Source organism: Phycisphaera sp., from assembly GCA_025916675.1.
GTDB lineage: Bacteria > Planctomycetota > Phycisphaerae > Phycisphaerales > UBA1924 > JAHCJI01.
In genome coordinates, this window is the sequence record CP098402.1 from 847362 (window position 1) to 873805 (window position 26444).

Annotated in this window: 20 protein-coding genes and 1 pseudogene; 7 read left to right on the forward strand and 14 right to left on the reverse strand. The window is 65.1% G+C overall.

The annotated features are described in order from the left end of the window. The first annotated feature begins 251 nt into the window (after window positions 1-251). Entirely contained in the window at window positions 252-1493 is a 1242-nt protein-coding gene (locus NCW75_03695) for a beta-lactamase family protein (protein ID UYV13394.1), read from the forward strand. A gap of 7 nt (window positions 1494-1500) precedes the next feature. Here the strand turns inward: NCW75_03695 and NCW75_03700 are convergent, their stop codons facing one another. Further along, window positions 1501-2070 carry a hypothetical protein gene (locus tag NCW75_03700; GenBank protein UYV13395.1) on the reverse strand — a complete coding sequence of 190 codons (570 nt, stop codon included), beginning with the start codon at window positions 2068-2070 and terminating at the stop codon, window positions 1501-1503. A 105-nt stretch (window positions 2071-2175) separates the two neighbouring features. Continuing rightward, a complete protein-coding gene (locus tag NCW75_03705; GenBank protein UYV13396.1) occupies window positions 2176-4152 on the reverse strand; it encodes a PQQ-dependent sugar dehydrogenase in 1977 nt (658 codons plus the stop codon). Between the two features lie 235 nt (window positions 4153-4387). Here NCW75_03705 and NCW75_03710 point away from each other — a divergent pair, with 235 nt between their 5' ends. The 4 genes from NCW75_03710 (at window position 4388) to NCW75_03725 (ending at window position 8754) form a co-directional block, all read left to right on the forward strand. Next, window positions 4388-5512, forward strand: coding sequence for a class I fructose-bisphosphate aldolase (locus NCW75_03710; GenBank protein UYV14221.1), 1125 nt, complete (start codon window positions 4388-4390; stop codon window positions 5510-5512). Between the two features lie 43 nt (window positions 5513-5555). After that, a complete protein-coding gene (locus NCW75_03715) occupies window positions 5556-6053 on the forward strand; it encodes a hypothetical protein (protein ID UYV13397.1) in 498 nt (165 codons plus the stop codon). Between the two features lie 130 nt (window positions 6054-6183). Beyond that, window positions 6184-7125: a hypothetical protein gene (locus NCW75_03720; protein UYV13398.1), complete on the forward strand. Its 942-nt coding sequence runs from the start codon at window positions 6184-6186 to the stop codon at window positions 7123-7125. Between the two features lie 72 nt (window positions 7126-7197). Continuing rightward, window positions 7198-8754 (forward strand): endonuclease/exonuclease/phosphatase family protein, encoded by a 1557-nt coding sequence (locus tag NCW75_03725; GenBank protein ID UYV13399.1) that lies wholly within the window; start codon window positions 7198-7200, stop codon window positions 8752-8754. A 5-nt stretch (window positions 8755-8759) separates the two neighbouring features. Here the strand turns inward: NCW75_03725 and rnc are convergent, their stop codons facing one another. After that, window positions 8760-9551 carry a ribonuclease III gene (gene rnc, locus NCW75_03730; GenBank protein UYV13400.1) on the reverse strand — a complete coding sequence of 264 codons (792 nt, stop codon included), beginning with the start codon at window positions 9549-9551 and terminating at the stop codon, window positions 8760-8762. Window positions 9552-9785: 234 nt separating this feature from the next. On the opposite strand from rnc, the gene NCW75_03735 reads away from it, so the two are divergent. Beyond that, the gene (locus NCW75_03735) at window positions 9786-9923 is read left to right on the forward strand and encodes a 50S ribosomal protein L34 (protein ID UYV13401.1); all 138 of its coding nucleotides are present in this window, start codon (window positions 9786-9788) and stop codon (window positions 9921-9923) included. 64 nt (window positions 9924-9987) lie between these two features. Here the strand turns inward: NCW75_03735 and NCW75_03740 are convergent, their stop codons facing one another. The 7 genes and pseudogenes from NCW75_03740 to NCW75_03770 all read right to left on the reverse strand — a co-directional run bounded on the left by NCW75_03740 (window position 9988) and on the right by NCW75_03770 (window position 17162). Next, a complete protein-coding gene (locus tag NCW75_03740) occupies window positions 9988-11709 on the reverse strand; it encodes a hypothetical protein (protein ID UYV13402.1) in 1722 nt (573 codons plus the stop codon). A 207-nt stretch (window positions 11710-11916) separates the two neighbouring features. Next, a pseudogene (gene nuoB / locus NCW75_03745) lies at window positions 11917-12339 on the reverse strand (NADH-quinone oxidoreductase subunit NuoB). A 48-nt stretch (window positions 12340-12387) separates the two neighbouring features. Beyond that, complete coding sequence (locus tag NCW75_03750; GenBank protein ID UYV13403.1) at window positions 12388-12621, reverse strand: hypothetical protein; 234 nt, start codon at window positions 12619-12621, stop codon at window positions 12388-12390. Further along, window positions 12621-14132, reverse strand: a complete 1512-nt coding sequence (locus tag NCW75_03755; GenBank protein UYV13404.1) for a YihY/virulence factor BrkB family protein — start codon at window positions 14130-14132, stop codon at window positions 12621-12623. The genes NCW75_03750 and NCW75_03755 overlap by 1 nt, the downstream gene beginning before the upstream one ends. 3 nt (window positions 14133-14135) lie before the next feature. Continuing rightward, window positions 14136-14984 (reverse strand): rRNA pseudouridine synthase, encoded by an 849-nt coding sequence (locus NCW75_03760; GenBank protein ID UYV13405.1) that lies wholly within the window; start codon window positions 14982-14984, stop codon window positions 14136-14138. Between the two features lie 123 nt (window positions 14985-15107). Continuing rightward, window positions 15108-15896, reverse strand: a complete 789-nt coding sequence (locus tag NCW75_03765; GenBank protein UYV13406.1) for a hypothetical protein — start codon at window positions 15894-15896, stop codon at window positions 15108-15110. Window positions 15897-15944: 48 nt separating this feature from the next. Next, window positions 15945-17162 carry a hypothetical protein gene (locus NCW75_03770; protein ID UYV13407.1) on the reverse strand — a complete coding sequence of 406 codons (1218 nt, stop codon included), beginning with the start codon at window positions 17160-17162 and terminating at the stop codon, window positions 15945-15947. A 303-nt stretch (window positions 17163-17465) separates the two neighbouring features. Here NCW75_03770 and NCW75_03775 point away from each other — a divergent pair, with 303 nt between their 5' ends. After that, the gene (locus NCW75_03775) at window positions 17466-18281 is read left to right on the forward strand and encodes a GNAT family N-acetyltransferase (protein ID UYV14222.1); all 816 of its coding nucleotides are present in this window, start codon (window positions 17466-17468) and stop codon (window positions 18279-18281) included. Window positions 18282-18823: 542 nt separating this feature from the next. On the opposite strand, the gene NCW75_03780 is transcribed toward NCW75_03775, so the two are convergent. The 4 genes from NCW75_03780 to NCW75_03795 are packed head-to-tail and all read right to left on the reverse strand — an operon-like array spanning window position 18824 to window position 26270. After that, on the reverse strand, window positions 18824-20251 hold the full coding sequence (locus tag NCW75_03780) for an aldehyde dehydrogenase family protein (protein ID UYV13408.1): 1428 nt from the start codon (window positions 20249-20251) through the stop codon (window positions 18824-18826). A gap of 11 nt (window positions 20252-20262) precedes the next feature. After that, window positions 20263-21909, reverse strand: a complete 1647-nt coding sequence (locus NCW75_03785) for an acetolactate synthase large subunit (GenBank protein ID UYV13409.1) — start codon at window positions 21907-21909, stop codon at window positions 20263-20265. Between the two features lie 30 nt (window positions 21910-21939). After that, a complete protein-coding gene (locus tag NCW75_03790; protein UYV13410.1) occupies window positions 21940-25077 on the reverse strand; it encodes a multidrug efflux RND transporter permease subunit in 3138 nt (1045 codons plus the stop codon). Beyond that, entirely contained in the window at window positions 25074-26270 is a 1197-nt protein-coding gene (locus tag NCW75_03795) for an efflux RND transporter periplasmic adaptor subunit (protein UYV13411.1), read from the reverse strand. The genes NCW75_03790 and NCW75_03795 overlap by 4 nt, the downstream gene beginning before the upstream one ends. Window positions 26271-26444 lie beyond the last annotated feature (174 nt).

A 26444-nucleotide genomic window follows, 5' to 3' on the forward strand; every position in this document is an offset into this window, starting at 1 on the left:
ATCGCAAGCCAATCCAAAATCTTCGGTGACCGATCGTCGACTGTCGGTCATCGATAGGCGACTGCCGGCCGTCGGCAGCCGACCGCGGGCCCCCGGCAGCCGACCACCGGCCGCCGCCAGCCGATCGCCGGTCGCCTTGGGTCGGGTTCTCGCGATGGCGGAGGCTTGCGTGGGGTTGGTTGGGTTCATGGGGGTTCGTGGGGGTGGGGGTGGGGGTGCAGGTTGGGGGTTGGACTCGGATAGCCTTGGCCATGCCCGTCCACCCCATCGCTCGCGTCGTGCTGGTCCCGCTGCTCGTCCTGGCCCTTCCCATGTCTGCGGCCGCGCGGCAGGCCAACAACCCCCACGCAGACCCAGACGACAACCCGGCACGGGGTGCCCTGGAAGCCATCCGGGCCCAGCATGGCGTGCCCGCCCTGACCGCCTACGGCGTGCGATGGGATGGTGAGGCGGCGACGAGCGCCGGCCCGTGGGCGGTCGGCGACCGGGCCATCGGCCCGGGTGGTCCCTCGGGCGTGCCCGCCACCACCGGCGACCTCTGGCACATCGGCTCGTGCACCAAGGCGTTCACCGCCACGCTGCTGGCCACCTATGTCGCCGAGGGCAAGATCCGCTGGACCGACACGCTTCGTGAAGCGCTGCCCGAAGTGTGCGAGGAGCTTGGCGACGAGCTGAGCGAGCACGCCGCGAGCGCCACGCTTGCCGAACTCGTGCGGCACAGAGCCGGTCTGCCGGCGAACCCCGATGCTGCATTGATGCGGCGGTTGTACGTGACCGAGCGCGGAGAGGCACGAGAGGACGTGGTGCGTTACGCCATGGAGGCCGGGGGCGAACCACCCGCCGAAGGCGAGCCTGGTGTGTACTCGAACTGCGGGTACATCGTGGCCGGTGCGGTCTGCGAGCGATTGGGTGGCAAGCCGTGGGAGGACCTTTTAGCCGAGCGCGTTCTCCTGCCGCTGGGCATCGAGCGGGAGGCGTTCGGCTTTGGCGCCCCGCCGGCTGGTGACGATCCCGCCAGTCCAACCCAACCGCTCGGGCATCGACGAGCGGGCAACGAATGGCAGGCCCAACCACCCAACATTGCTGGCGACAACCCCGCGGCGTTTGGCCCCGCCGGCACGCTGCACATGACGATGGAAGCCTGGGGCCGATTCGCCTTAGCGCACGCGCGCGGCGACGACCTCGAAGAGGGCCAGCGCGACGCGATCGGGCTCTCGCGTGAGAACTACGCCGAGTTGCACCGGCCGGTGGGCCCGCCGACGTTCTCCGCCGCTGCGGGCTGGTTCGTGGGGCAGAGGCCGTGGGCCAGGGGTGAGGGCGGCGACGGCACCGTGCTGACGCACAGCGGCAGCAACACGATGTGGTTCGCCGTGGTCTGGGTCGCGCCCGAGCGCGATGCCGCCCTGCTGAGTGCTTGCAACGCGGCGGGCCAGGGTGGCCCCGCCGCAACCGACGCCGCGATCGGCGCGGCACTCCAGGCGTTCAGGAACTAGGCGCAGATCACACGGCGACGGCACCACCCGGCCACAGCAGCGCGAAGATCAACCCGGTCAGCAGCCCGTACACGGCGCCATCCAGGAAGTCCATCACCTTCGCACGCAGGGGCTTGGTGAACCATACCTCGCCGATGACCCCGCCGGCGGTGTGGGCCAGCACGCCCGCCGTCCCGGCGAACTGGAACACCTTGATGAACTCGGCACCGGGCTGCAACGCGATCGACGCGAGGTACGCGATCACGACGGTGATCACCAGGAAGGCAGCAATCGTCGCTGCCATATTCTTGCCCATGTTGACCTCGCCAGGCCACACGCGGAGCAAGCCCCAGGGCCCGGCCTTGTAGCGGGCGACCATCTCCGGATTCTTCGAGTCGGCGTGCTCGCACTTGGGGAACATGTACTGGCCCGGCGTCAGGTTCTGCGCCTTGATGATGGCAAAGAGCGCATCCTCGTCGGGCAGGTACTTGATGTCGGGCTTGTGGTGCGGCGAGAGCGCCCACGCCACGAAGCTGGCAAAGAACAGCACAACCGTGCATACCAGGATTGGCAGCCACAGCGACAACAGCAGGTCCATGTTGGTCTCCTGATTCGGGCGCGGGCCAGAGGGATCCCACGAAAGAGGGCCCGCGGAGCGTTTATCGTACCGCGGGCCCGTTGGGCAGGATCTCGGGCTCCAAAATTACGGGCAGCCCGCGTCGAATTCGTTCTGGAAGGTCAGGAAGTCGAAGATCGTCAGGCTGCCGTCGCCATCAAAGTCGGCGGCGGGGTCGCCCGCGTCGAAGAAGTTCTGGAAGGCCAGGAAGTCGAACAGCGTCGGGACGCCGTCGCCGTCCAGGTCGGCCCGGCAGGCCGCGACCAGCCGGTAGACCTCGCCAAAATCACCGAACGGGCCAAGGTTCCGGCCGGCCAGCACGTAGACCTCACCGGCGTCGTCCTGGCCGAAGCCCTTGACGAAGGTGTCCAACCCGGCGACGCTCGACGGGAACTCGAGCAGTTCGCCAGCGTCCAGATCGGCGTGGAACAGCCGGCCCGTTGGCGTGTCGAACGCCAGCGAGAAATCGCCGAACACGTAACGCCCCCTTAATGCGGGGATGGCTGCTCCGGTGTAGACGTACCCGCCGATGGAACTCAGCCCCTCGTCGTGGTCATATTCGACCGCGGGATCGACGAGGTCACTCGGCACGCCGTCGAGGTTGTCGATCACGAATCCGTTGCCCTCGCCGTTGGGCACGAAGCGGAAGCTGCCCTCGAGGATGCGCCAGCCCAGGTTGTCGCCGTTGCCCGCGAAAGAAACTTCTTCCAGGTCGTTCTGGCCCACGTCGGCGACGATCATCCGCCCATCGGGGGCGAACGCGAAGCGGAACGGGTTGCGCATGCCGTAGGCGAAGATCTCGTCGACGCCATCGGAGCCAACAAACGGGTTGTCGCCGGGCACGGAGTACTCACCGTTGGCGCTGGGGGCACCCACGGCCCCGAGCGGATCGATGCGAAGGATCGAGCCGAGGGCGGTGGAGGTGTCCTGCCCGTTGCCAGCGGGCCCGTGGCCGAAGACCGGGCCGCCGAAGCTCGGCTGCCCGTCCTCGTCGTCCGCGCCGCCGCCGTCGCCCAGGGCGATGTACAGCAGGCCATCGGGGCCGAACTCGACATGCCCCGCGTTGTGATTAAACTGGGGCTGGTCGATGCGCATGAGCTCACGCACGCTCGCGGGGTCGACGCGATCCGGATCGGCCGCGTCGACCTGCCACTCGTGGATCACCGTCTGGTGGTCAAATTCACGGCCTGCGGGCGGCGGCGAGGCGGTGGTGAAGTCCGCAGCGCCGGCAACAGGCTCGCTGATGTAGGTGTAGAGCTTGCCGAAACCCGGCGCGCCGGCGTTCGCATAGTCGGGATGGAACGCCAGGCCCAGCAGCCCGCGCTCGTCGAAGTCGCCGAACGGGTCGCCCGTGCCGAAGATGCCCAGGTCGACGAGCCGGTCGGCGACGTCGAGGAACGGCGTTGCCAGCAGGGTGCCGTCTTCGATGATGCGTACCTGGCCCGCCTGGTCGACCACGAACAACCGGCCGCTGCCGTCGGGCGCGGTGATCAGCAGGTTCGGGGCGGCCATCCCGTCGGCGACCAGTTCGAGGCGCACGTCGACGTCGCTCGTGGAAATCCTTTCGGCGATCGGGTTGGCGAGCCGGCGGACGGCGCGGAAGCCGAAGTCGTCGATGACCGTTGATTCGCCCGTCTCTCCGTCGGTATTGACCACCTCGATCGCGGCGATCGGCCCGAGGCCTTCCAAACGCTCGTTGGTGAACTCGAGCGTTGGGTCGATGGTCGCCAGCGTCTCGCCCGACAGCCCGAAAACGCGGACCTCCCCGGCCAAGAGCGGTGCGGAGTCGATCAGCCAGAAGTCGACGATGTCCGCCGGGGCGTCGAAGTCGATGCGGCCGACGCGGCCGTCGTCGAACACCATCCACGAGAACAGGCCCGTGCGGTATAACCGGAGGTCGCCCACCGATATCGAGTCTCCGCCCGTGAAGTGGGCGCTGATCGGGGGCGTGCCGATTACGAAGTCGCTGGACGTGATGTCCTCGAAGCTCGTGGTCTCGTCGAGCTGGGCCAGGGCCAGCGAGGCGGGGGCGAGGAGCCCAACGGCGAAGAGTCTGGTGTTCATGGGGTTGCCTTTCTGGTGTTTGGAAACGTGCCCCGGGCCCGGGTCGAGGGGGGGCTTGTCACTGGCGGGCACGGTACGAGGTATGCCGGCAACCCGGCCGTTGCACCGGGTGGGCGGGGTCGTTTGGTGCCTGCCACCGTCCGAACGGGCGAACCCCGGTGGGCCGGAGCCCTACCATGTTTACCGAACAAGATTCCATCATGAATGTCCCCGTGGAGCCCAGACCGTGACCACCATGACCGCGCCCAAGACCGCCAGCCGTGACATCGCTTCGATCCTGGGCGGCGACGCCGACACCCTGCTGGGGTACTCGGCCACCGGCTTCGACAAGGGCAGCCTCTACCTGCCCGGGCCCGACTTCATCGATCGCGTGGTCGCTCAGGGCGACCGCCCCGTGCCCGTGCTGCGGAACTTCCAGACGATGCTCAACCATGGCCGGCTGGGCGGCACCGGCTATGTCAGCATCCTGCCCGTCGACCAAGGCATCGAGCACTCGGCCGGTGCCAGCTTCGCGCCAAACCCGCAGTACTTCGATCCCGAGAACATCGTGAAGCTGGCCCTCGAGGGCGGCTGCAACGCCGTCGCATCGACGTTCGGTGTCCTGGGCTCGGTGGCCCGCAAGTACGCCCACAAGATCCCGTTCCTGGTCAAGTTCAACCACAACGAGCTGCTGACCTATCCCAACGTCCACAGCCAGACGCTGTATGGCACCGTCCAGCAGTGCTATGAGATGGGTGCTATCGCCGTGGGCGCGACGATCTACTTCGGCAGCGACAACTCGCGCGAGCAGATCCAGTACGTCAGCGAGATGTTCGCCCACGCCCACGCCCTGGGCATGGTCACGGTGCTGTGGTGCTACACCCGCAACGACGCCTTCAAGGTGACCGGCCCCGACGGCAAGAAGACCGACTACCACGACAGCGCCGACCTGACCGGCCAGGCCAACCACCTGGGCGCGACCATCCAGGCCGACATCGTCAAGCAGAAGCTGGCCACCAAGAACGGCGGCTACGCCGCGCTCAACACGGGCGATTCCAGCTACGGCAAGTTCAACACCAAGATCTACACCGAGCTGGCCGGCGGCGACGAGAACGGCCAGGGCGGTCACCCCATCGAGCTCGTCCGCTACCAGCTCGCCAATTGCTACATGGGCCGCGTGCCGCTGATCAACTCGGGCGGCGAGAGCAAGGGCGAGAGCGACCTGCAAGATGCCGTCCGCACCGCCGTTATCAACAAGCGAGCCGGCGGCATGGGCCTCATCTCGGGTCGCAAGGCCTTCCAGCGCCCAATGAACGAGGGTGTTGACCTGCTGCATTCCATCCAGGACGTCTACCTCGATACCAACGTCACGATCGCGTGAGCCACGAGGCCCCGGCGCATGCCCGGGCCCTCCATCCCCCAGCATGAAGCGAGCCATCCAAGTCATCCTCGTTGTTGGTGCCATGCTCGGCGTGGCATCGCTGGCCGCATGGGGTTTGGCCGTCTGGTTCCTCGGCCCGTACATCATCTGGGCGCCCGAGGGCATCGAGGTGACCGCCGAAGCGCCCGCCGCTGTTGCCGTGGGTGACCGAATCGAGATGACCGTCCGCGTGCGCAACAACGGGCCCGAGGACCGCACGCTCTCGGCCATCACCATTGAACTCGGTTTCATCAAGGGCTTCTCCGTCAACGGCGTTGAGCCGCCCTTTGTCAGCAGCGAGGCGGCCACCGACTATCGGGTGTACCGCTTCGACCATCCCATACCCGCCGGCGAGACGACCGCGGTCCGTTTCACGCTGCTGGCGATCGGCGAGGGCATCCGAGAGGGCGAGGCCTTGCGTGAGGGCCGTGTTGAGGTCCAGTTCGAGAGCGAGAGCCGCATCAGCTCCACAACAGTCTCGACCGCCGTCAGCGAGCGGTAGGCCCGATTGCCCACGAATTCGGGATTCCAGATGAAGTCTGGCGATTTTGCCTGCGGCCTGACGATGCTACAAAAGGGTCTGGCGTGGGAGTCACGCCGGTGTCTCACAGGTCTACCGAGGGAGCGACGAATTGAGCCTGTTCCAGCGATTCATGCGCGTTTTGACCCATCCCCAGCACGCCGGCGAGCCCATGACCCAGAAGAAGGCCAAGGCGCCGAGGGCTCCCAAGCCCGCCAAACCGATCGCTCCAGCAATGAAGGTGGCCGGCAAGCCCAAGGCCCCCAGCACCGGTACCGCGATGCGCCCGGTGTCCCATGCTTCGAGTTCGGTCGCGGTTGCTGACCAGCCGAAGGTGCCGGGAACGCCCGCCCGTCCGATCGAGGTCTTCGCCCCGAATCGCCCCGGGCAGGACGAGCCGGACGGTGCCCTGGGCTCCGGCTCGCTCCTCGAAGACATGGACGACTCGACCCTCGGCTTGGTTCACCCCGAGCCCAAGGCCGACAAGCCACCCAAGACCACAGCCATTGAGGCCGCCCCTGAGCCCGAGCTGCCAACCGGCCCGGAAATCGGCGAGGTCGTCGACCTCATCGAGAAGCTCCGCACCCATGTCGACGCCCAGGGCGGCCGCTTCGATCAGGCCATGGGCGTGCTCGACCAGATCCGCGAGTCGGCTGCTGCCCTGCCCGAGATTCGCGAACGGATCGACACGATGCTCGCCTCGATCGACGAGCTCAAGGCGAACCAGTTCAAGGGCCATGAGAAGGTCGAGCGAGCCCTGGCCACCCAGAGCGCTCGGCTCGATGAGATCTCCCAGGCGATCGCCCACGCCACCCAGCGTGAAGAGAAGCTCGCCCAGAGCCTTCTGGAGATCAACCAGACCATCCTGGCCGTCTCGGGCACCAACGACCGCCTGGCGAGTGCTATCGACGCCATGCGACGCCACGAGGCCGAGCGAGACGCCCGCATCGGCCGTGCCCTGACCGGTGCCCAGCGCTGGCTCGTCGTTCTCACGCTGGTCATGGTCGTGGGCATGGTGGCGACCATCATCACCGCTATCGCTATGGGCAACTAGCCCGGCCGGACCGGACCATGAGGATTTCGTGAACGTTCGCCTGCCCCCGCCTCGCGGGGGTACGGTTGTTCGATGAACGACTATTCCCGACCCGTCTTCTGCTCCGTCGCTGCCAGCATCGCCCTAACCGGCCTCGTGCTTGGTGGATGCTCCGAGGATTCGCCACCGGCCCCCGTCACGATCGTCGCGACCGCGGAAGTCCCTGCCGAGACCGAAGCCGCGGTGTTCCAGTCCTGGTCGGGCAGCCAGACCATCACCCTCGACGGCGATATCAGTGAGTGGCCCGGCGACGTGGCCGCCGTGGCCGATGCCAACTGGCTGTACTTGCGGTTTTCGCTCGAGGGCCCCATGCGCACGCTCCAGGGCATGGACTCCGCGATGGCGGTCTACATCGACGCCGATGGCGATCCTGGGACAGGTCGATCGATCGAAGAGCCGACCGTGCGTGGCGGGTTGGGCGCCGACATCGAGGTCATCTTCTCCCCGCGCGAGCCCGACGCCCCGCGCATGGGCTCGGGCGTCATGTTCCGCGTCCACGCGCCCGATGGCACGGCCCGCGTCGTGCCCCACGAGCGGCTGGGCTTCTCGTTCACGCCCACGCACGCCGCCGAGTGGTACGAGGCTCGCATCGCGCGTTCGGCAACCGACGAACTCGGGCTGAGTACCCGGGGCTTGGGCGGTTCGGGGCGAGTCGCCGGCGTCGTGGTCATGTATGACGGCCGGGGAGAGGTCAGCGGCTGGGCCGATCCGTTCGAGGTTACCGCGCCGCCCGCGAGTCCGTGGCAGCCTCAGGACGTCCATGTGCCGGCCAGGCCCGATAATGCCGTCCGCGTGCTCACGTACAACGTCGAGCACACCAGCCCCGCTCGAAACCCGGAGCCGTTCGCCCGTATCATCCGCGTGCTCGATCCGGACGTGTTGCTTTTCCAGGAATGGGCCGAAGGCGACGCGAGCACCGTGAAGGCCTGGCTGACCGCCCACATTGACGATTCGGCCGACTGGCAGGTTCTCAAGGGCAAGGCCTGGGGCGTCGCGGTTGCCTCCAGGCACCCGCTCTCCGAACTCACGCCCATGGACGCGCCCAACCCGGTCAATGCCCAGGAGGCACTGCGTTTTGTTGGCGGGTTGGTGCGAACGCCCGTCGGACCATTGGCCGTTGGCTCGACGCACCTCAAGTGTTGCGGCACTAAGGACAGCTCGGAAGACCGCAAGCGTTCGGCCGAAGCAACCACGATCGCCAACATGGTCGCCGAGGCGCTCGCCGAAGCCCCCGGCAGCGAGGCGTGGGGCGTGGTGATCGGCGGCGACCTGAATCTCGTCGGATCCCTTCCACCACTCGAGGCGATCGCCCGGGGTGTCGACCTCGACGGATCACCACTCGCGGTTTCGCCGGCGATGCGCCTCGGCGATCACGCGATGTACACCTATTACGACAAGGGCAACACGTACACGCCCGGCCGGCTCGACTTCTTGTTGTATAGCGATGCCGTGGCCGAAGCGGTGAACAGCTTCGTGTTCGACACGAGCGTGCTGAGCGAAGCGGCGCTCGCGCGTCTCGGCCTCGACTCGGACGATACCGGCCAGAGCGACCACCTGCCGGTCGTGCTCGACGTTCGTCCTTCCAAATAATTCGGTTACTTCGCGTCGGCGGCTTCGATCAGACGGATCTCGCCGTCGTTGGTGCGTTCGATCAGCCCGATCTGGTGGAGCGCTTCGAGGGCGGCGAGCTGCTCGGCCCGCTTCTTGCTCTGCCCCCATTGTGGCGGGTACACGTGGCCGTCGATCTCGACGCCGATCTTGAAGCTCTTGGCGTGGTCGGGACCCTGCTCATCGATCACGCGGTAATGGGGGGTTGCGCCGAGTTGCTGCTGGGCGTGCTGCTGGAGCACGCTCTTGAAGTTCTCTTGGTGGCCCAAGCGTGCGGCCTTCTGGATGCACGGGTCAAGGTGAGGCGACAAGAACTCCCGCGCCGCGTCCAATCCACCGTCGAGGTAGATCGCCGCGATGATGGCCTCGAGCGCGGCGGCGGCCAGCGAGCGCGGCAGCGGGGCCCCGCCACGCATGCCCTTGCCCAGCAAGAGCAGGTCGATCAGGCCCATCGCGTCGGCGATGTCGGCGCAGGTGCGCCGGGACACGGCCGTCGACTTGATTTTGGTCATCTCGCCTTCGAGCAGGTCGGGGAAGAGCGAGAAGATTCGTTCGCTCGTCACCAGCCCAAGGATCGAATCGCCCAGAAACTCGAGCCGCTCGTTGGAATCCACACGCGCATCGGTCACCGAAGCGTGGGTCAGTGCCTTCACCAACAGGCAGGAGTTCTTGAACGTGTACCCGACGGCCCGCTCGGCCGTTTCGATACACAACTCGCCGGAATCTTCCATGTCAACCTCGGCACGGCCGGTGCCATCCGGGGGCAACCGGTCAAACATCAGCCAAGCGATTCCGGCATCTCGCGGTCGACCAGCACCATTGATCGCCGACAGCGGGATGCGGGAACCCGGATCTCACTAGTCTACACGATCATCGGCGGACTACCAAGTGAATTTCACTTCTCACTTGGTAGAAATGCCCAGCACTTGGCCCCGCCGAGGATGGGGCCTACACTCTGGGCTCCCCCAAGCGGGGCCGATTGGCCGTTTTAGGGTTTTCCCGAGGTTTGAGCTATGCATTATCCCCGTCGCCTCAGCAAGATCTCTCGAGCCCGCAAGATGGGCTTCCGCGCCCGCATGCGGACCAGTGGCGGCCGGAAGATGATCAACCGCCGCCGTCGCATCGGCCGGTCGCTGAACTTCAAGAAGTAGACCACATCTGAGCGACCAAGTAGACCAACCCCGGGCAGTGCCCGGGGTTTTTGTATTAGTGCGCTCAGGGCAAGGCCTGATCGAGCCGGCGGCGAAGGCGTTCGGCCTCGCGCTCTCGACCGGCGTCAAGCAGTAGCTTCTCGTAGCGTTCGCCGATAAACATGAACGCGCTGGCGCGGGCCTCGGCCTCTTCTGAGGTTCGCGGTGCACGGAAGCGGCGGTGGCTCCGGGCGTAGAGCTCGAAGATCTCGGCCTCGCGCCCGTCCTGGGTGATCATGGATTCGAGCCGGGCAAACGCGTCGAGGGCCAATGGCGTGGCGTCGGCTTGGCGGTTGAGCACGTCTTCGTACGCCTTCTGCGCCGCCTCGCGATCCCCGCTGGCCAGGGCGGCGTCGCCGATGGCGAGTTGGGCTGTGGCGTAGCGGTGGGGGTCTCGCCGGCTGGTGAGCGCCATCCATTCGAGCAATTCCGAGCCGTCGGCACCCATTGAGCCGATCGCGTCGAGCGCCAAACGGGTGGCCAGCAGGGGCGAAAGCTTGTCGGCTTTGTCGAAGAACTCGATCAGCACGCGCTGCGGGCCGTCGAGGTCGCCCTTGGCGGCTTCCAGCTTCAGGCCGAGCGTGTGGGCCCAGGCTTCCGCGAAGCCCATCGTGCGAGACCGTGAGGCTTCGAGCATCGGCAGCCTTGCGGCTGGCTCGGCCAGCTTGGCGGCTTCGAGCAGGGCCCAAGCCTCGCGGGTGGTGTCCGTCCCGGCGCGAGCGAGGTCGGCGGTCACCACCAGTTCGGGCAGCGGCATGGGCTCGCCGGTGACCGGGTGCTTTGTCGATCCGAACGCGAGGTCGGGGTGGTCTGGGAGCGCTTCGAGGTTCCAGGCATAATTGCGGCGTTGCTTCTCAATGAACACCGGTGCCAGAAAACGCTCGTCGGCCAGATGGCCCGTGGCCAAGGCGACTGGATAGCCAAAGGCCTGGCCCAGTTGCTCGGCGTAGAAGCCGCGGAGCGGGCCGAGGCCGCCGCGCTCGGCGATGCGGTCGAAGGTGAATTCCTCGGGAGGCAGGGCGGGCTCACCGGCCAAGAGACCGGCCTGCTTGTAGGGCACGGTGCGGTAGAGCTCGAGGGGGTCCTTGCGGCGGCGATCCTGGTACATCGTGCGGATGCCCTCGCCGGTAAGGGCGGTATCGGCCATATAGATGAGGATCTCGGCGGGCAGTTCGTCGAGGGGCAGGGCCATCACGCGGCGGTCCTGGTGGGCGAAGACCAGGGCATCGAACACCTCGGCGCCGCCGGGCAGGATGGCGCCCAGCCCGGGGTACGTGCGCGGGCGATCGAGCACGACGCAGACCGCGGCGGCCAGGTCTGGGTAGTGCCCGAGTGCGTCGGGGTTGGCGGCGGCGATGGCCTGGGCGATGGTGGCCACGCTGGCTCCGTCGTTGGCGTCGGTGTATACCCGGGCCAGGGCACCCATGAATCGCGGGTGGCTCTCCCACACCTGGGCCAGCAGCGTGCGGGCCGATGCGGGCAATGGGGCCAGCATGTGCGCGATGGCGTGGTTCTCTGTGGCATCGGCCAGAGCGTCGACACCGACGGCGGGCCAGTCGGCGATCGCGGTGTCGCGAGCCTTCGCTGCCGCCTCGAGCGCGGCCTGGGGGGCGCCCGCAATCTGCTCGATGTACGGGCTCGCCGGTCCCGCAGCGGGTGGGGTGGGCGTGTCTTGGGCCACCGTGGAGGTAGGCCCAAGCAGCGACAGCGCGACAATGACAACGACGGCAGTGGCGTGGATCTTCATGCGCTGGATTGTTCCCCCCCTGCATCGGGAAGTCGGCCCCGCTCGCGTTGCGGAATCGAGGGCGGGCTAGACCCGAACGCCCACCGGCTGGGGCGTGCTCTGGTGGGTGGGTTGGACGGCGATGCCCAGGGGCACGCGTTTGCCATCGGGGCCCTTGGGGGGGATCCCGTGATCGTCGATGATGCGCTGGATGGCCATGATGCCCTCGAGCAGCATCTCCGGGCGTGGGGGGCAGCCGGGGATGTAGACGTCCACGGGGATGAACTGGTCGATGCCCTGGACGGTGGCGTAGGTGTCGAACACGCCCCCGGTGGATGCGCAGGCACCCATCGAGATGACCCACTTGGGCTCGGCAACCTGCTGGTAGATGCGTTGGAGCACGGGCATCATTTTGATACCGACCCGGCCGGCGACGATGACAAGATCGGCCTGGCGGGGGCTGAAGCTCATGCGCTCCATGCCGAAGCGGGCCAGGTCGTAGCGGCTCGACGCGGTGGCCATGAGCTCGATACCGCAGCACGCGGTGGCGAAGGGGATGGGCCAGATGCTGCTGCGACGGGCCCAGTTAATGACCCGCGAGAGCTGTGTGGTCAGGATGGCGTCGGTTGGGAGTGCGGCTTCGATGCCCATGATGGCTCCAGACGGGGAATTGCGGTCCGTATGACAGTTTAGGCGGGCCTACTTCTCGCGCTCGCGTGCGGAGCGGACTTCCCGCTTGTCGCGTCGGTTCTCGGTGGTCATGAAGTCGAGCGGCCGGCTCTCGTACTCGCTGCGGAGCTTCACGCTATCGGCACCGATGCCACGGGAATCTACTACCTTCCGGTAGCAACCACCCATGCCGAGAGCCAGCGCTCCACAGGCGGCCAGTAGTGCCGGGGTGGTCAGTGCCCTGGTTGCGGTTCGTCGCTGCATCAGTCCTCGCTCTTCTGTACGCCGTCTGGGGTAGTGGGGGTTGCCGTGGCAGCCACAACCCTGGAGTGTAGGGTCGCGTCGCCCAGGGTTTTGACGGCGGCCTGAGACAGCTCTGCGGCGGCCGATCCCTCGCGCGAGGCGGCACCCGAGGTCGCGGCCTTCGCGATGTCGGCCAGGCGGATCTTGTCGGCTGGCATCGAGAGCGTGAACCCGCCGCCGTCGTCGAGCTGGCGGATGAACCCGGCCTTCTGCAGGCTCTCGACGATGCGGGTGCTCTGGTCGCTGGCCAGCGAGAGCTCATCGGCCACATCGGAACTGCGGGCGCTCTGGCCGGCTTCGAACCGGCGAGCAATGACCGCGGCAGCGTCGATCATGACACCCGGGCCGGCCAGCAGCAGCGATGGCTCGTCGCTGTTGTCTTCCTGGTGGATGCCGTCTTCGAGCATCTGCACGCCGTACGCGACTTGCAGGCCGAAAAGGATGATGAGCCATGTGAGGAAGATCCACATCATGAAGAGGGGGATGAGGGCGATCGAGCCGTACACGTTGGCGTAGGTCGAGTCCGATCCGGTGGCGAAGCCCAGGTATTGGGTGAAGCCCCACTTGGCGGCTTCCCACCCGACGGCTGCGACCGATGCGCCGGCGATCACCGGCCGGAACCGCAGGCGTCGATTCGGGAGGATCATGTACGCGAGCGTGAGCAGGCCGGTGCTGATGGCCACCGTCACGAAGAAGCCCGCGGCCCCGATGATGAAGCGGCCGAAGGCGTCACCTTCGCCTGCCATGGCGCGCACCCATTCTCTGAATTGCACTCCCACCAGAAAGGTGAGCGCGATGAGGATCGCGCCCAGGGTCATGAGCGTCCAATATTGAGTGATGCGTCGTACCCAGCTCCGGCCGGACTTTGCCCGGCAAATCTGGTTGAAGCAGCGCTCAACCTCGACGATCATCGCCAGTCCGGCATAGATCAGGACGAGGCCACCAACGAGCCCGATCGTATTGAATCGGATGCCGGCGAAGTTCTTGACGATATCGTCAACCCAGGCTTCGAGGCTGCCGGGCGGCGGTGGCGGTTCGGACCCGTCGTAGTCGTATCCTTCCTTATCCCCCGATGGATCGATGCTCGCGAGCGCTGCTTGGAAGCTCAGGCTGCGGGTGAAAGGCCAAGGCAGGGCCATTGGCCCCGGCGGCAGGGGCGCGTCCACGTCACCCAAGGCTTCGTCGGCGGCGGATTCCCCGACATCGGTTTCGATGACCTCGGCGATGCCCGTGAACTCGACCGCTTGCTCGACGAGGCGCTTCAGGTCGGCGTCGCCCACGAACATGCGGACGATGACCAGCGCGACGATGCTGATGGGCAGCAGGCCGAAGAGGGTGCGATACGCCAGGGCGGCGGCCATCTGCGGCAGGCGGCTGCTCAGCAGCGTGCGCAGGGCCATGCGACTGACGTGGGTGGCGCGCGCCATCTCCTGGGTATCGGGCAGTTTCATCCAGTCGGGGAGGCCGGGCATTGCTCAGCGTTTCTCCGGAGCGGGGCGTCGCTTGGGGCGAGTGCCCTTGCCTGCATCGATCAGACCCACGGCCATCTTGAGGTCTTTGAGCTCGCTGGGCTTGATGTCTCGCCAGTGGCCGCGGCGGAGGTCGGCCAGCTTGACCGGGCCGATGGCCACGCGCTCGAGTTTGCGTACCGGGCAGCCGACGCGGGCGAGCACGCGGCGGACCTCGCGATTGCGGCCTTCGGTCAGCGTGATCTCGAGGTGGGCACGGTCGCGCAATTGCTTGGTGACGGCCACCTGGACGGCTTGGGTACGCTCGGCACCCCTGGTCTTGCCCTGGGTGCGGTGGGCGAGCACGACCCCGCGTTCGAGGTCGGCCAGGCTTTCTTTGGTCATGACGCCGCTGACGATGGCTCGGTAGGTCTTGGGGACCTCGTATCGTGGGTGGGCCAGGCGGTTGGCCAGTTCGCCGTCGTTGGTGAGCAGGAGCAGGCCCGTGGTGTCATAGTCGAGGCGGCCGACGGGGAACAGGCGCGGGGCCAGGGGGTGCTGCACGATGTCCATGACCGTGCGGCGGTCCATGCCGGGCTCGTCGGCGGCCGTGGTGAGGGTGGCCGTGGGCTTGTTGAAGACCACGGTGACGCTGGCGTCGGGCAGCCGGATACGACGGCCGTTGACGCGGATGTCGTCGCGACTGGGATGGGCGAAGGCGGGCAGGTCGGTGACCAGCTGGCCGTTGACCTCCACGTTGCCCTCGCGGATGAGCTCCTCGCAGGCGCGGCGGCTGGCAACGCCGGCGTCGGCCAGGATGCGCTGGAGGCGTTCGTAGCCCTTGGGGGCGGCGGCGGTGTCTTTGGCAGGTGGCACGCGGGATGGTACGCGCGGGACGGGTTCACCTACGGCTCAGCAATACCCCCTGGAAGTTGCAACGGCCCGCCCCAGGGAGGCGGGGCGGACCGTTGCGGATAGGAGATGTGTTCGGAGCGGTGCTCAGCAGCCCGCGTCGAAGGCGTTCTGGAAGGCCAGGAAGTCAAACAGGGTCAGGTTGCCATCGCCGTCGAAGTCAGCAATGTCATCGCCCGCGTCGAAGGCATTCTGGAATGCGAGGAAGTCGAAGAGGGTGAGCTCACCGTCGCCATCGATGTCGGCCGGGCACGCGGTACCGCCGAAGTCGATGTCGTCGATCAGGATGCGGGGCAGCGAGAACTCGTCGCCGAAGGTGGCGTAGAGGTGGAGCTCGTCGAACTCGACACCCGAGATCGACAGGGTGCCCAGCGCGATGCTGTCTCGACCGCCCAGGTCGCTGATCGTGATGGTGTCGCTGCTGCCCACGACCTCGCCGAGTTGGATCGCGTCGAGGTGGAAGACGATGCCGCCCCAGGGGCCGTTCTCGTAGTAGGCGATGTCCATGGTGACGCTGGTCTGGTCCTCGTCGAGCACCATCGTGGCCGACGAGATGCGGCCGATCGATAGGTTGTCGCCCGGCACGAAGGCGTTGGCAAACGTCAGCGCGTTTTCGGGGCTGCCCCACTCGGGAAAGTCGTTGTAGAAAAAGGTGGCGTCTTCGATGACGACCTCGTCGAACTCTTGCGCGCCGAAGGTCGAGCCATCGGGGAAGACGCCCGAGACTTGATTGATGTCCTGGAAGAACATGCCCCCGTACTCGAAGGTCTTGCCGTAGAAGCCCTCGGCGAGGTCCTCGAAATCGACCACCTGCGCGGTTGCGATGGTGGGGGCGGTGATCAGGCCCAGGCCGATCATGATGCTCAGGTTCTTCATCTGCGTTCCTCTCTTTGGAATCGGTGCCCCCACCAATGGAATACGGGATCAGGGCTCCAGCCAATCTGGGGCCGCGGGGAGTTCGTGTCGGATCATGACCGAGGTGGTGAGCGGCGGGTACGCCATGCGAACCCGGTGGAGTGCGAAGTCGGTCGGATTCCAATCGCACTTCGAGAACGCGTGCCGCAGGAGCTTGGCGTAGCCCGGCACGTCGGGTGTGTGGACGTTCGAGAGCCCACTACCCATGGGCTGGATCTGCTCGGGCACGCGCAATCGGTCTTGCTCGTCGGAGGTGAACGGCCGGCCCAACTCGCCGAACACGCACAGCTCGCGCTCTACGGCGCCGAACAGGTCTTTATGGACGAAGTGGTCGTAGATCAGTACCTCGGCCGGTGTGCTCACGCCGGTGCTGAAGAGGGCTCGGTCGCCGTCTTCGATCGCGTAAGCCGGCGCGAGGTTGCGCACGACCTCGCCGGTCGTGATGGTGAGCTGGCCCGCTTGACCGATCTCGCCAGGCAGTAACTCGTCGAGCAAGAGCCCGGTGCCGGTCTCGCGGCGTTCGAGGTTCGGCAACGGGTTGGTGGTGAAGCTGCCAAGCACAGGAACACCGCCGGTGATGCGCGCCGTCTCGGCATCAAGCGGTTCGCGGTCGGGTGTGTCGGGAGCCGAACCCTCGCGGAACACGACGGCCTGACCGATCATCCATCGCGTGCCGGGGCGAGTGCGTCGCAGGTCGATCAGGCTGCGGGCCTGGGCCATGTCCATCCAGCCGCGTCTGTCCTTCGAAGGCGCGAGGATCGAGCACGAGAGCATGCTGCGGGCCTGCACGCCCCAGATGTAGCTATTACCCTCGAAGGCGCGCTGACGCCAACGCGTATCGATGTCCTCGCTCGGCTCGGCCACGCACGATTCGAGCAGCATGTCCATGGCCGTTCGGTTGCCGGCGTGGGTCTCGATGAGGTGCTCGAACTTGGCCGAAGCCTCGCGGACGCTGTCGAGCAGGTCCCGATCGATTCCATGCTCTGCCGCCGAGCGAATCCAGGTCTCGATGCCCTTGGGCGTGGGCATGTAGCGGGCGGCAAAGAAAGGGTCGTCGCCGTAGGCCACCTTGGTGAGCTGCCAGGCGAGTTTGCGGTGGATGCCGAAGCCTTCGCAGATTTCGGGCAGTCCAGAGCCCGGCCTGCACTTGGTCTCGATGACCTGTGCGAACAGATCCCGGATCTCGGCCACTACGGCGGCGGCGTCGTCCTGGAAGGTGACGGGCATAATCAGAGGATACCACGAATCGAAATAATGTCAATAACAGTTTCTGAAACAATACATGGGCGTGTGTTTCTGGGTAAACTGGGCTGGTTGGCCTCAAGCCCGATTACGCTCGGTCGGGCTGGGCGATGGGTCCGAGAACCGCATATACCCGCCGCGTGACCGCGAGGCGTTCCGGAGCAAGATGGGCGTGCTCGAAGGCTCCCGCGGATGCTCTGGCAGGGGAGCCCTTGGCCACACGTGCTCTGTCTTACGCTTCGTCCTTTGGTCTTAGAGCGGGACCGGGTGCCGGTTGTCGTGAACACCATGCTTGAGCGAATCCAGAACACCGAGCGGCACATCCTTACGTCTGCCGGGGCAACGGTGGATTACGGCGACTATCTCGTGGCACGCTCGTCTCGGTACCCGAAGTGGTATCAGGCAAACATGATGGAGTTGCGTGTCAGCGGCGGCCGCTCGTTGTCAGATTGGGAGCAACTGTTTCATTCTCACTTTGATCGGACGAGCTACCAGCACCTGATGCTGTACATCCCTGCGCGCAAGGGCTTCGAAGCCTTGTGCGATGAGGTCGACGAGATGACATCTGCGGATCAACTGGGTGCGCCGCCGCTTGTTGTCGAACGGATTGTATGGATGTTTGCGAACGAGTCGCGAAAAACCGCGCTCCCTGAAGGCATGGAAGTATGCCGAGTAGAATTAGAAGACGACTACCGGGACCTCATCGAATTCGGGGTCGAAGAGTCCACCGAGGAACCGTGGTTCACGAACCGGGATGAGGTCAGAGCGTATATCCGATCCCGTCGCGAGGTCACCGATCGCATCGGCGTTCGATGGTATCGGTTGAGCCACTGCGGCGACCGCCGCATCCTGGCCCGGCTTGGGATCTTCGAGTACCAAGGGATCTGCCGGCTCCAAGCTGTCGGGACGTTGAAATCGTTCCGAGGCCGGGGCCTCGGCAGCGCACTGGTCAACTACGCGATCGGCGAGGCTCTCCGGCGTGGATCTTCGGGGCTGGCGTTGAGCGCAGAAGCAGATTCGGTGGCCCAATCGATGTACCTGAAGGCCGAGTTTCGCGAGGTTGGTACCGATATGTGGTTGATGCGATACCCGGGATCCGCGTGAGTGTCGGCCCCACTGTTGGCGAAATCGGATCTCGAATTGTCTCGATAGAGGCACCGTCAACAGAGGCACCGTCAACGAACGAGCTACTTGTCGTGTCGAGCTCACCCTAGAGTTCGTTGTGATTCAGAGAGCTACAGCGAGACTGACGCTGAATGCGGGAAGTTCGATCGCCGCCATGGGGTGATATCTTGCGAGATATGCCAGGCCGAACTGGTTCAGGGCTTCTTGGGTGCATTCGCTGAGCGTGTCCGAAGTGAGCCGGCTGCGTTGCTGGTCGCGGAGCATCCGACTCGGATCGGCAGAGTAGACTCGGACCTCGCGGATGCATCCGGTGAGGAGACATACAACAAGTGCCAGAACTAACGCGATCGCGCTACGCATCGGTTTGCTCGTATGGGCAAGTTTGCATAGCCGCTACCGCTGATTTCTGGCGAGATGTTGTCAGATAAATGCGACCATGAACGGGCAGTCGCCTGCGATGGCGACCCTGAGACAGGCACCGTGTGGGTATCGGTGGAGGTCGTGTTACCAGAAATGCTCGCTTAGACCTTACGAACGACCATCAGCCGGACCTCGGTCATGTCGTCGATGGCGGATCGGATACCCTCGCGACCGATGCCCGAGTCTTTTAGGCCGCCGTAGGGCATGTGATCGACACGGAAGGAGGGCACATCGTTGATGATGACGCCGCCGGCTTCGATCCTGTCCCAGGCGTCGTGCATGTGGCGAACGTCATTCGTGAAGACACCCGCCTGGAGCCCGTAGCGGCTGTCGTTCACCTCTTCGATCGCGTCGTCAAAGGTCGAGAACCTAGACAGGATGACGACAGGGCCAAAAGCCTCTTCCCGATACAGCTTGGCCGATCGAGGAACGCCCTCCAAGAGCGTGGCCTCGAGCATCGAGCCGCGCCGAGCGCCGTGAGCGAGGATGTTGGCCCCGCCATCGGCGGCTTCTCGAACCCACGACTCGACCCGTGCCGCGGATTCTTCGTTGATGAGCGGGCCGATGGACACGTCGCGGTCTTTCGGATCTCCGCTGCGCAGGCCCTTCACAGCCTCGATCAGTCGCGATCGCAATTCGTCGTACACATCGTCGTGCGCGATTACCCGCTGCACGCTCACGCAGCTCTGGCCCGACTGGTAATAACCGCCAAAGATGATGCGCTTGACGCAATCTTCGAGGTCCACGCCACGGTCGACGACGCATGCGGCGTTGCCTCCAAGCTCGAGCACGACACGTTTCATGCCGGCTTGTGCGAGCAGCATCTTGCCAACCTTGTCCGAACCGGTGAAGCTGAGCAGGCGCAGCCGCTGGTCGGTGGTGAAGGGGCCCGCGTGCTTGACGTCGCATGGGAGGACGCTGAAGGCACCTGGCGGTAGTTCCGTCTCGGCCAGCACCTCGCCCAGGATGAGCGCCCCGATAGGCGTCTTCTCGGCGGGCTTGAGGACGAATGGGCAGCCACATGCGATTGCTGGGGCGACCTTATGGGCCACGAGATTGAGAGGGAAATTGAACGGCGTGATGAACGAGCAGGCACCGATCGGGACCCGCTGGGTCATGCCGCGATAGCCTTCGGCCCGCTGGGAGATATCCATAGGCATCACCTCGCCGCCGATTCGGGTGGATTCTTCCGCGGCAACCTCGAACGTATCGATGAGGCGGGCAACCTCGCCCTCGCTGTCTTTGATGGGCTTGCCGGCTTCGATGCACAAGGCCATTGCGAGTTCGTCGGCGCGTTTGCGGAACCGGTCGACACAGTGCGAGAGGATCCGCTTGCGAACGAAGGAGGGCAGACGCCGCATCGGTTCGGTCGCGTCGGCGCACGCCTGGATCGCGGTCTCAATGTGCTCGGGTCCGGCGTTGGCCACGCGCGCCGCGACCTCACCCGTGTACTTGTCGAGCACGTCGAGGTCGTTGTTGGGCGCTTCGGGCTTGTTCGCAAGGTAGAACGGGTAGGTGTCCTTGAGCATGGCAGTTCCTCTCAGATGCGGCAGACCTGCTGGCCCAGGCGTTCGGTGAGCTTCATGTTCTCGCGATAATCGACCCGCGCGACGAGCAGCGATGGGCCTGGATGGTCGAGTGATCGCTTCAATGCCGGCAGGAACTCGGTGCTGTTCTCGACGCGCTCGCTCCGCCAGCCGAAGGCCTCACCCAGGCCGATCCAGTTCGGATTCCCGAACGAGAGGTCGGTGTGCCTACCAAACTCGGCTTGTTGTTTCCACTCAATAAGGCCGTACGCCTGGTCCTCCCAGACTATGGCGACGACGTCGAGCTTCATGCGTGCGATGGTTTCCATCTCCTGCACGTTCATCAGGAAGTCGCCATCGCCACAGATCGCGACACAGTGGTGGTCCGGGCGTGCCAGCTTGGCGCCGATGAGCCCAGGCAGAGCTTGGCCCATCGAGCAGAAACCGTTGGGGATGAGGCAGGTGTTGGGCTCGATGCACTGATAATGTCGGCCGATCCACATTTTGTGCGCGCCCACACCGCTGAGCACGACATCGCTTGGGCCAAGGGCCTGGCGCGTGTCCCACAGCAATTTCTGGGGTTTGATGACGCCTTTCGTGTCGTCGTTGGCATGCTCGGCAAACTCCTCGAGCATCGATTGTCGGACCTGGGCCAGGCGATTGGCGTGCCGGTTCGGACCCCTCTTTGATTCGAGCAACCGCCGCAACTCGATCAGACCCGCAGCAACGTCACCAACCAGCTCGACCTCGGGGTGGTACGACGTATCGATCTCGGCGGGTGTGAAGTCGAGGTGGATGATACGGGTCCTGGGCCCCACCCAGTTGCGAGGCGGGTATTCAACGAGGTCGTAGCCGATCGCGAGCACGGTGTCGGCCTCGATGAGTTCCTGGGCGATCTCATCACGCTGCTGGATGCCGACCGTGAATAGGCAGTGCTCGGAGTCCATCGAGACGGCACCCTTGCCCATGAAGGTCGTGACGACTGGCAGGCCGAACGCCTCGGCGAGCGACCGGATTTCGTCCGAAGCGCGAGTGCGAATCCCACCGTTGCCGCTGAGGATCATGGGCCGGTCGGCGCTGGCCAGCATATCTGCGGCGGCTTGCAAGGCATCGGCATTGGGTGTCGGTCGCCGGTAGCGTCGCGGCGTGAGCGGCTTGGCGTCGGAGTCACGCTTTGCGATGTCTTCGGGTAGCTCGACAAGCACCGCGCCGGGCTTCTCACCACGGGCGAGCCGGATGGACTTGCGGATGACCTCGGGTATCGACTCGGCCGTGCGAATACTCGTGGCCCATTTCGTCACCGGATCGAACATCGCGATGGCGTCCATGATCTGGTGCGATTCCTTGTGCAGACGATCGGTGGAGCCCTGACCCGTGATCGCCAGCAGTGGGGCATGGTCCATATTGGCGTCGGCGATGCCGGTGACCATGTTGGTGGCCCCAGGGCCGAGCGTACCGATGCAGCCGGCGGGCTGGCCTGTTAGCTTGCCATAAGTCGAAGCGGCGAAGACGGCTCCCTGCTCGTGCCGGGTGATGTAGATGTCGATCGAGGAGCCTTCGAGCGACAGCATCATGTCGGCGTTTTCTTCGCCCGGTACGCCAATCAGGAACGGGATGGCCTCTTCTTCGAGGCATCGAACAAATAGATCGGACGCTTTCACTGCATGATCCTTCCTCAACGACTCGACGAGTCATCCCGCGGGTCGCTTGCGACTCACGATGCCACGAATCACCACGTAGAATACGGGTGTCAACAGCAGGCCAAACAGCGTAACGCCCAGCATGCCGCTGAACACGGCTGTACCGAGGGCCTGCCGCATCTCTGAAGCCGGCCCCGAAGCGATCAGCAGCGGCACTACGCCCAAGATGAACGCGAAGGCGGTCATCAGGATGGGGCGTAGCCGCAGCCGGCAGGCCTCGACCACGGCGTCGAAGCGATTCTTGCCGCTGTCTTCTTGGACCTTGGCAAACTCAACGATGAGGATCGCGTTCTTGGTCGCCAGCGCGACGAGCACGACGAAGCCGATCTGGGTCAGAATATTGTTGTCCATGCCGCGTAGCCAGACACCAAGGATGGCGCACAACAGGCACATGGGAACGATCAGGATGATCGCCAGTGGCAACGACCAGCTCTCGTACTGGGCCGCCAGCAGTAGGAATACGAACAGGACGGCAAGCGGAAAGACGTAGATCGCGGTATTGCCGGCGAGTTGCTGCTGGTAGGCCAGATCGGTCCACTCGTAGTTCATGCCGCGGGGCAGCACGTCGGCGGCTAGTTGATCCATGATATCGAGCGCCTGGCCCGAGCTGATGCCAACATTGGCACGACCATCGAGGCTCGCGGCAGGATACAGGTTGTGCCGCTGCACACGGTCCGGACCGGTGACCGACTCGAGCGAGATCACTGAGCCGAGCGGGACCATGTCGCCGTTCGTGTTGCGTGTTCGCAGCCGCATCACGTCTTCGGGCGTGAGGCGGAACTCGGCGTCGCCCTGGGCGGTGACCCGATAGGTGCGACCAAGCAGGTTGAAATCGTTGACGTAGGACGATCCCAAGTACACGCTCAGCGTCTGGAAGACGTTCTCGACTGGCACATCGAGCATCTGGGCCTTGGTTCGGTCGATGTCGGCGAAGAGTTGTGGTGTGTCGGCACGAAACGTGGAGAACGCGCCGGCCAGGCGTGGATCGCCCCGGGCGGCGTTGACGAGTTCGCCTGTAGCGGCCTGGAGCATCTCGTAGCCGCGGCCACCACGATCCTGCACCTGCATGCGGAAGCCTCCGCCGGTGCCAATGCCGCGGATGGCGGGAGGGTTGAGCACGATGATGGCAGCGTCTCGGACATCACCGAGTCGTACTTGGAGGTCGGGCAGAATGTCGAACGCGGTCAGGCCGCCCCGCTCCTCGAAGGGCTCGAACGCGGTGAATACGGCCGCGGCGCTGGGTGAGTTCGTTCGCGTGGCACCGGAGAAGCCGGCGAAGGCAACGGCGTTGCGAATGCCCGGCGTGTCGAGGGCGATCTGGGACACCTGCTGCACTACGCGATCGGTCCGCTCCAGGGAGGCACCCTCGGGCAACTGGATCGCGACGATGAGATACCCTTGATCCTGCTCGGGCACGAAGCCGGCGGGCACCTTGTTGAACATGTAGCCCGTACCGCCGAGTAGCGCGACGTACACGACGAGAGCGACAACCGATAGCCGGACCAGCCTTCGTACGGCACTCGCGTAGAGCGAGGATCCCGCATCGAAGGCCTTGTTGAAGAGCCAGAAGAACCAGCCGGTGAGGAACCACCAGACCTTGCCGATGATGCCTCGATCGCTGGCTTCCTTCTTGAGCAGGATGGCGCATAGCGCCGGGCTTAGCGTGAGCGAGTTGATCATCGAGATGACCGTGGCGCCCGCGATCGTGAGGGCGAACTGCCGGTAGAACTGCCCGGTGATACCACTGATGAATGCCGTGGGAATGAACACTGCCACGAGCACGAGTGACATGGCGATGATCGGCCCGGCAACCTCATCCATGGCCTTACGGGTTGCTTCGCGGGGCTCCAGGCCCTCCTCGATGTTCCGCTGGACGTTCTCGACCACGACGATCGCGTCGTCGACGACGATGCCGATGGCGAGCACCAGCCCGAACAGCGAGAGGTTGTTCAGCGAGAAGCCCAACGGCGCCATGATGGCGAACGTACCAATGAGCGAAACAGGGATGGCTGCGAGCGGGATGATCGCGGCGCGCCAGCTCTGGAGGAAGACGACGATCACCAAGACGACAAGCACCACCGCCTCAAAAAGCGTGTGGATGACCGCGTTCACCGAGTCCTCAATGAACTTGGTGGGGTTGTACACGACCGTGTGCTCAAGCCCGTCGGGGAAGTCTTGCGAGAGCTCGTCCATCGTTTGGAGGACGGACTCGGCCGTGTCGAGCGCGTTCGATCCGGGCCTCTGGAACACCACCATCGCGACCGCCGGGTCGCCGTCGAGGTAGCTGTTGGTGGCGTACTCACGCGCGCCGAGTTCGACTCGGGCGATGTCGCGAACACGGAGCAGGCGTCCGTCTTCGCCGGTCTTGACGACGACGTTGGAGAACTGCTCGGCATCGGCGAAGCGGCCCTGGGCGTTGATGGTCACCTGGAAGGCCTGGCCTTCGGGCACCGGCGGCTGCCCCAGCGTGCCCGCGGCGATCTGGACGTTCTGCTCGCGGAGCGCTGCTACGACGTCCTGGGTCGTTAGCGAGAACGACGCCATGCGATCGGGATCGAGCCACACACGCATGCTGTACTCGCGAGCCCCGAAGAATTGCACCTGGCCGACGCCATCGATGCGCGAGATTACGTCCCGAATCTGCAGGAACGCGTAGTTGCTGATATACAACTGATCGCGCGAGTCGTCGGGCGAAACCAGGTGGACGACCAGAAGCAGGTCCGGAGAGCTCTTGTTGGTCGTGATTCCAAGGCGGCGAACTTCTTCCGGCAGCCTGGGTTCGGCGACCGACACGCGATTCTGCACCAGCACCTGGGCGCGGTCCAGGTCGGTCCCCGTCGCAAACGTCACGGTGAGTTGCATCTGGCCGTCGCCGGTCGACTGCGAGGACATGTACAGCATGCCCTCGACGCCGTTGACCTCTTGTTCGATTGGGGTCGCGACCGTTTCGGCGATGGTTGCGGCGTTAGCGCCAGGATAGCTGGCGGTCACGACGATCGTGGGCGGTGCCACATCGGGGAACTGAGCCACCGGCAGGCCCAGATACGAGAGCGCACCCACGATCATGGCCACCAGCGAAAGCACGATGGCGAACCTCGGGCGATCGATGAAGAACTTTGGGAGGTTCATCCCTCGTCCCCGGCGGCCGGGGCTTCACTGGGGGTTTCCGACTCGGTTGGCGATGGTTCGCCTTGCGTTGTGGTGGGTTGCGGCATAAGCCCGCGGCTCAGCCAAGCCTGGAGTTCTTGTTGATCGGGCGTGACCCGTTCGCCGGCGCGCACGCGCTGCACGCCCTCGACGACAACGGCTTCGCCTCCCTCCAGCCCCGATCGAATGACTCGCAGCCCATCGATGATGGGGCCCGGCGTGACGTAACGGATGGCAGCGACGCCCTCCGAGTCGATCACGAACACGAACTTGCGAGTCTGGTCGGTTCCGATGGCCTGGTCGGGGATGAGCACCGCTTGATACTCGCCGCTGCCGAGAAGGCGGAGCCGGACGAAGAGGCCCGGTGTGAGCAGGCCATCTGGATTGGGCAGGATGGCCCGGCCCTCGATCGTGCCAGTTGAGGGGTCGAGCCGGTTGTCAACGAAGTCCATCGTGCCCTTGTGGGGGAAGCCTTCTTCGTCGAGCAGCGAGACCTCGACGGGGTTGGCCGTCTCGCGAGAACTCGGACGATCGCCGCGTCGTGCTAGGCGGGAATACCGCAAGAAGTCCTGCTCGCTCGCGGTGAACACACAATGAATGGGGTCGAGCGAGACGACGGTGGTGAGCAGTGTGGCGTTGGACGCGCCACCGCTGATCAGGTTACCCACGTTGACAAGGTCGCTGCTTACGCGCCCACGGATGGGGCTGCGGATCTGCGTGAATCCGAGATCGAGCTCGGCCGATCGAACGCGAGCGATCGTGGCCTGGAACTCGGCTTCGGCCTGCATCACTCCCGTGCTACGAGTCTCGAACTCCTCGGTTGTCATGCCTCCGGCATCTCGGGCTTGCTCGGCACGCTTGAGATCATTGCGAGCCAGTTCGAGAGCGGCAGAAGCCCTGGCCTGCTCGGCCTTGGCCACGTCGTGGATCGCTTGGTACGGCCTGGGATCGATCACGAAGAGCAGGTCACCGACCTCCACGATCTGCCCATCGGTGAAGTGGACCGATTCCAGATAGCCATCCACACGAGCTCGGATCTCGACCGAGTCGACCGGTTCGAGTCGGCCCGTGTACTCATCCCACTCGCGGACGGTCCGGTCTGTGGCAGGGACAACGGTGACCGACGGAGGCGGCGGCGGGGGCGGCTCGGGCTCATCCGAGCACGCGAGTAGCAACGCGGAACAGCTAAAAAGACAAAACACACGAATCAAAGCGTGCGGGAACGAACGCAATCGGAATACCACTTGCATGATGCCCCCAGACTCGCTGTCTGTCACACGCACCGATACCCGTTGCATAGTGCAACTACAAACCAATGAATGTCGTACAATATAGCTCAGGCACGCGAG

Coding starts and splice junctions, on each gene's coding strand:
- NCW75_03695 (UYV13394.1), top strand. CDS start 252: ATGCCCGTCCACCCCATCGCTCGCGTCGTGCTGGTCCCGCTGCTCGTC.
- NCW75_03700 (UYV13395.1), bottom strand. CDS start 2,070: ATGGACCTGCTGTTGTCGCTGTGGCTGCCAATCCTGGTATGCACGGTT.
- NCW75_03705 (UYV13396.1), bottom strand. CDS start 4,152: ATGAACACCAGACTCTTCGCCGTTGGGCTCCTCGCCCCCGCCTCGCTG.
- NCW75_03710 (UYV14221.1), top strand. CDS start 4,388: ATGACCGCGCCCAAGACCGCCAGCCGTGACATCGCTTCGATCCTGGGC.
- NCW75_03715 (UYV13397.1), top strand. CDS start 5,556: ATGAAGCGAGCCATCCAAGTCATCCTCGTTGTTGGTGCCATGCTCGGC.
- NCW75_03725 (UYV13399.1), top strand. CDS start 7,198: ATGAACGACTATTCCCGACCCGTCTTCTGCTCCGTCGCTGCCAGCATC.
- rnc (UYV13400.1), bottom strand. CDS start 9,551: ATGTTTGACCGGTTGCCCCCGGATGGCACCGGCCGTGCCGAGGTTGAC.
- NCW75_03735 (UYV13401.1), top strand. CDS start 9,786: ATGCATTATCCCCGTCGCCTCAGCAAGATCTCTCGAGCCCGCAAGATG.
- NCW75_03740 (UYV13402.1), bottom strand. CDS start 11,709: ATGAAGATCCACGCCACTGCCGTCGTTGTCATTGTCGCGCTGTCGCTG.
- NCW75_03750 (UYV13403.1), bottom strand. CDS start 12,621: ATGCAGCGACGAACCGCAACCAGGGCACTGACCACCCCGGCACTACTG.
- NCW75_03755 (UYV13404.1), bottom strand. CDS start 14,132: ATGCCCGGCCTCCCCGACTGGATGAAACTGCCCGATACCCAGGAGATG.
- NCW75_03765 (UYV13406.1), bottom strand. CDS start 15,896: ATGAAGAACCTGAGCATCATGATCGGCCTGGGCCTGATCACCGCCCCC.
- NCW75_03770 (UYV13407.1), bottom strand. CDS start 17,162: ATGCCCGTCACCTTCCAGGACGACGCCGCCGCCGTAGTGGCCGAGATC.
- NCW75_03775 (UYV14222.1), top strand. CDS start 17,466: ATGCTTGAGCGAATCCAGAACACCGAGCGGCACATCCTTACGTCTGCC.
- NCW75_03780 (UYV13408.1), bottom strand. CDS start 20,251: ATGCTCAAGGACACCTACCCGTTCTACCTTGCGAACAAGCCCGAAGCG.
- NCW75_03790 (UYV13410.1), bottom strand. CDS start 25,077: ATGAACCTCCCAAAGTTCTTCATCGATCGCCCGAGGTTCGCCATCGTG.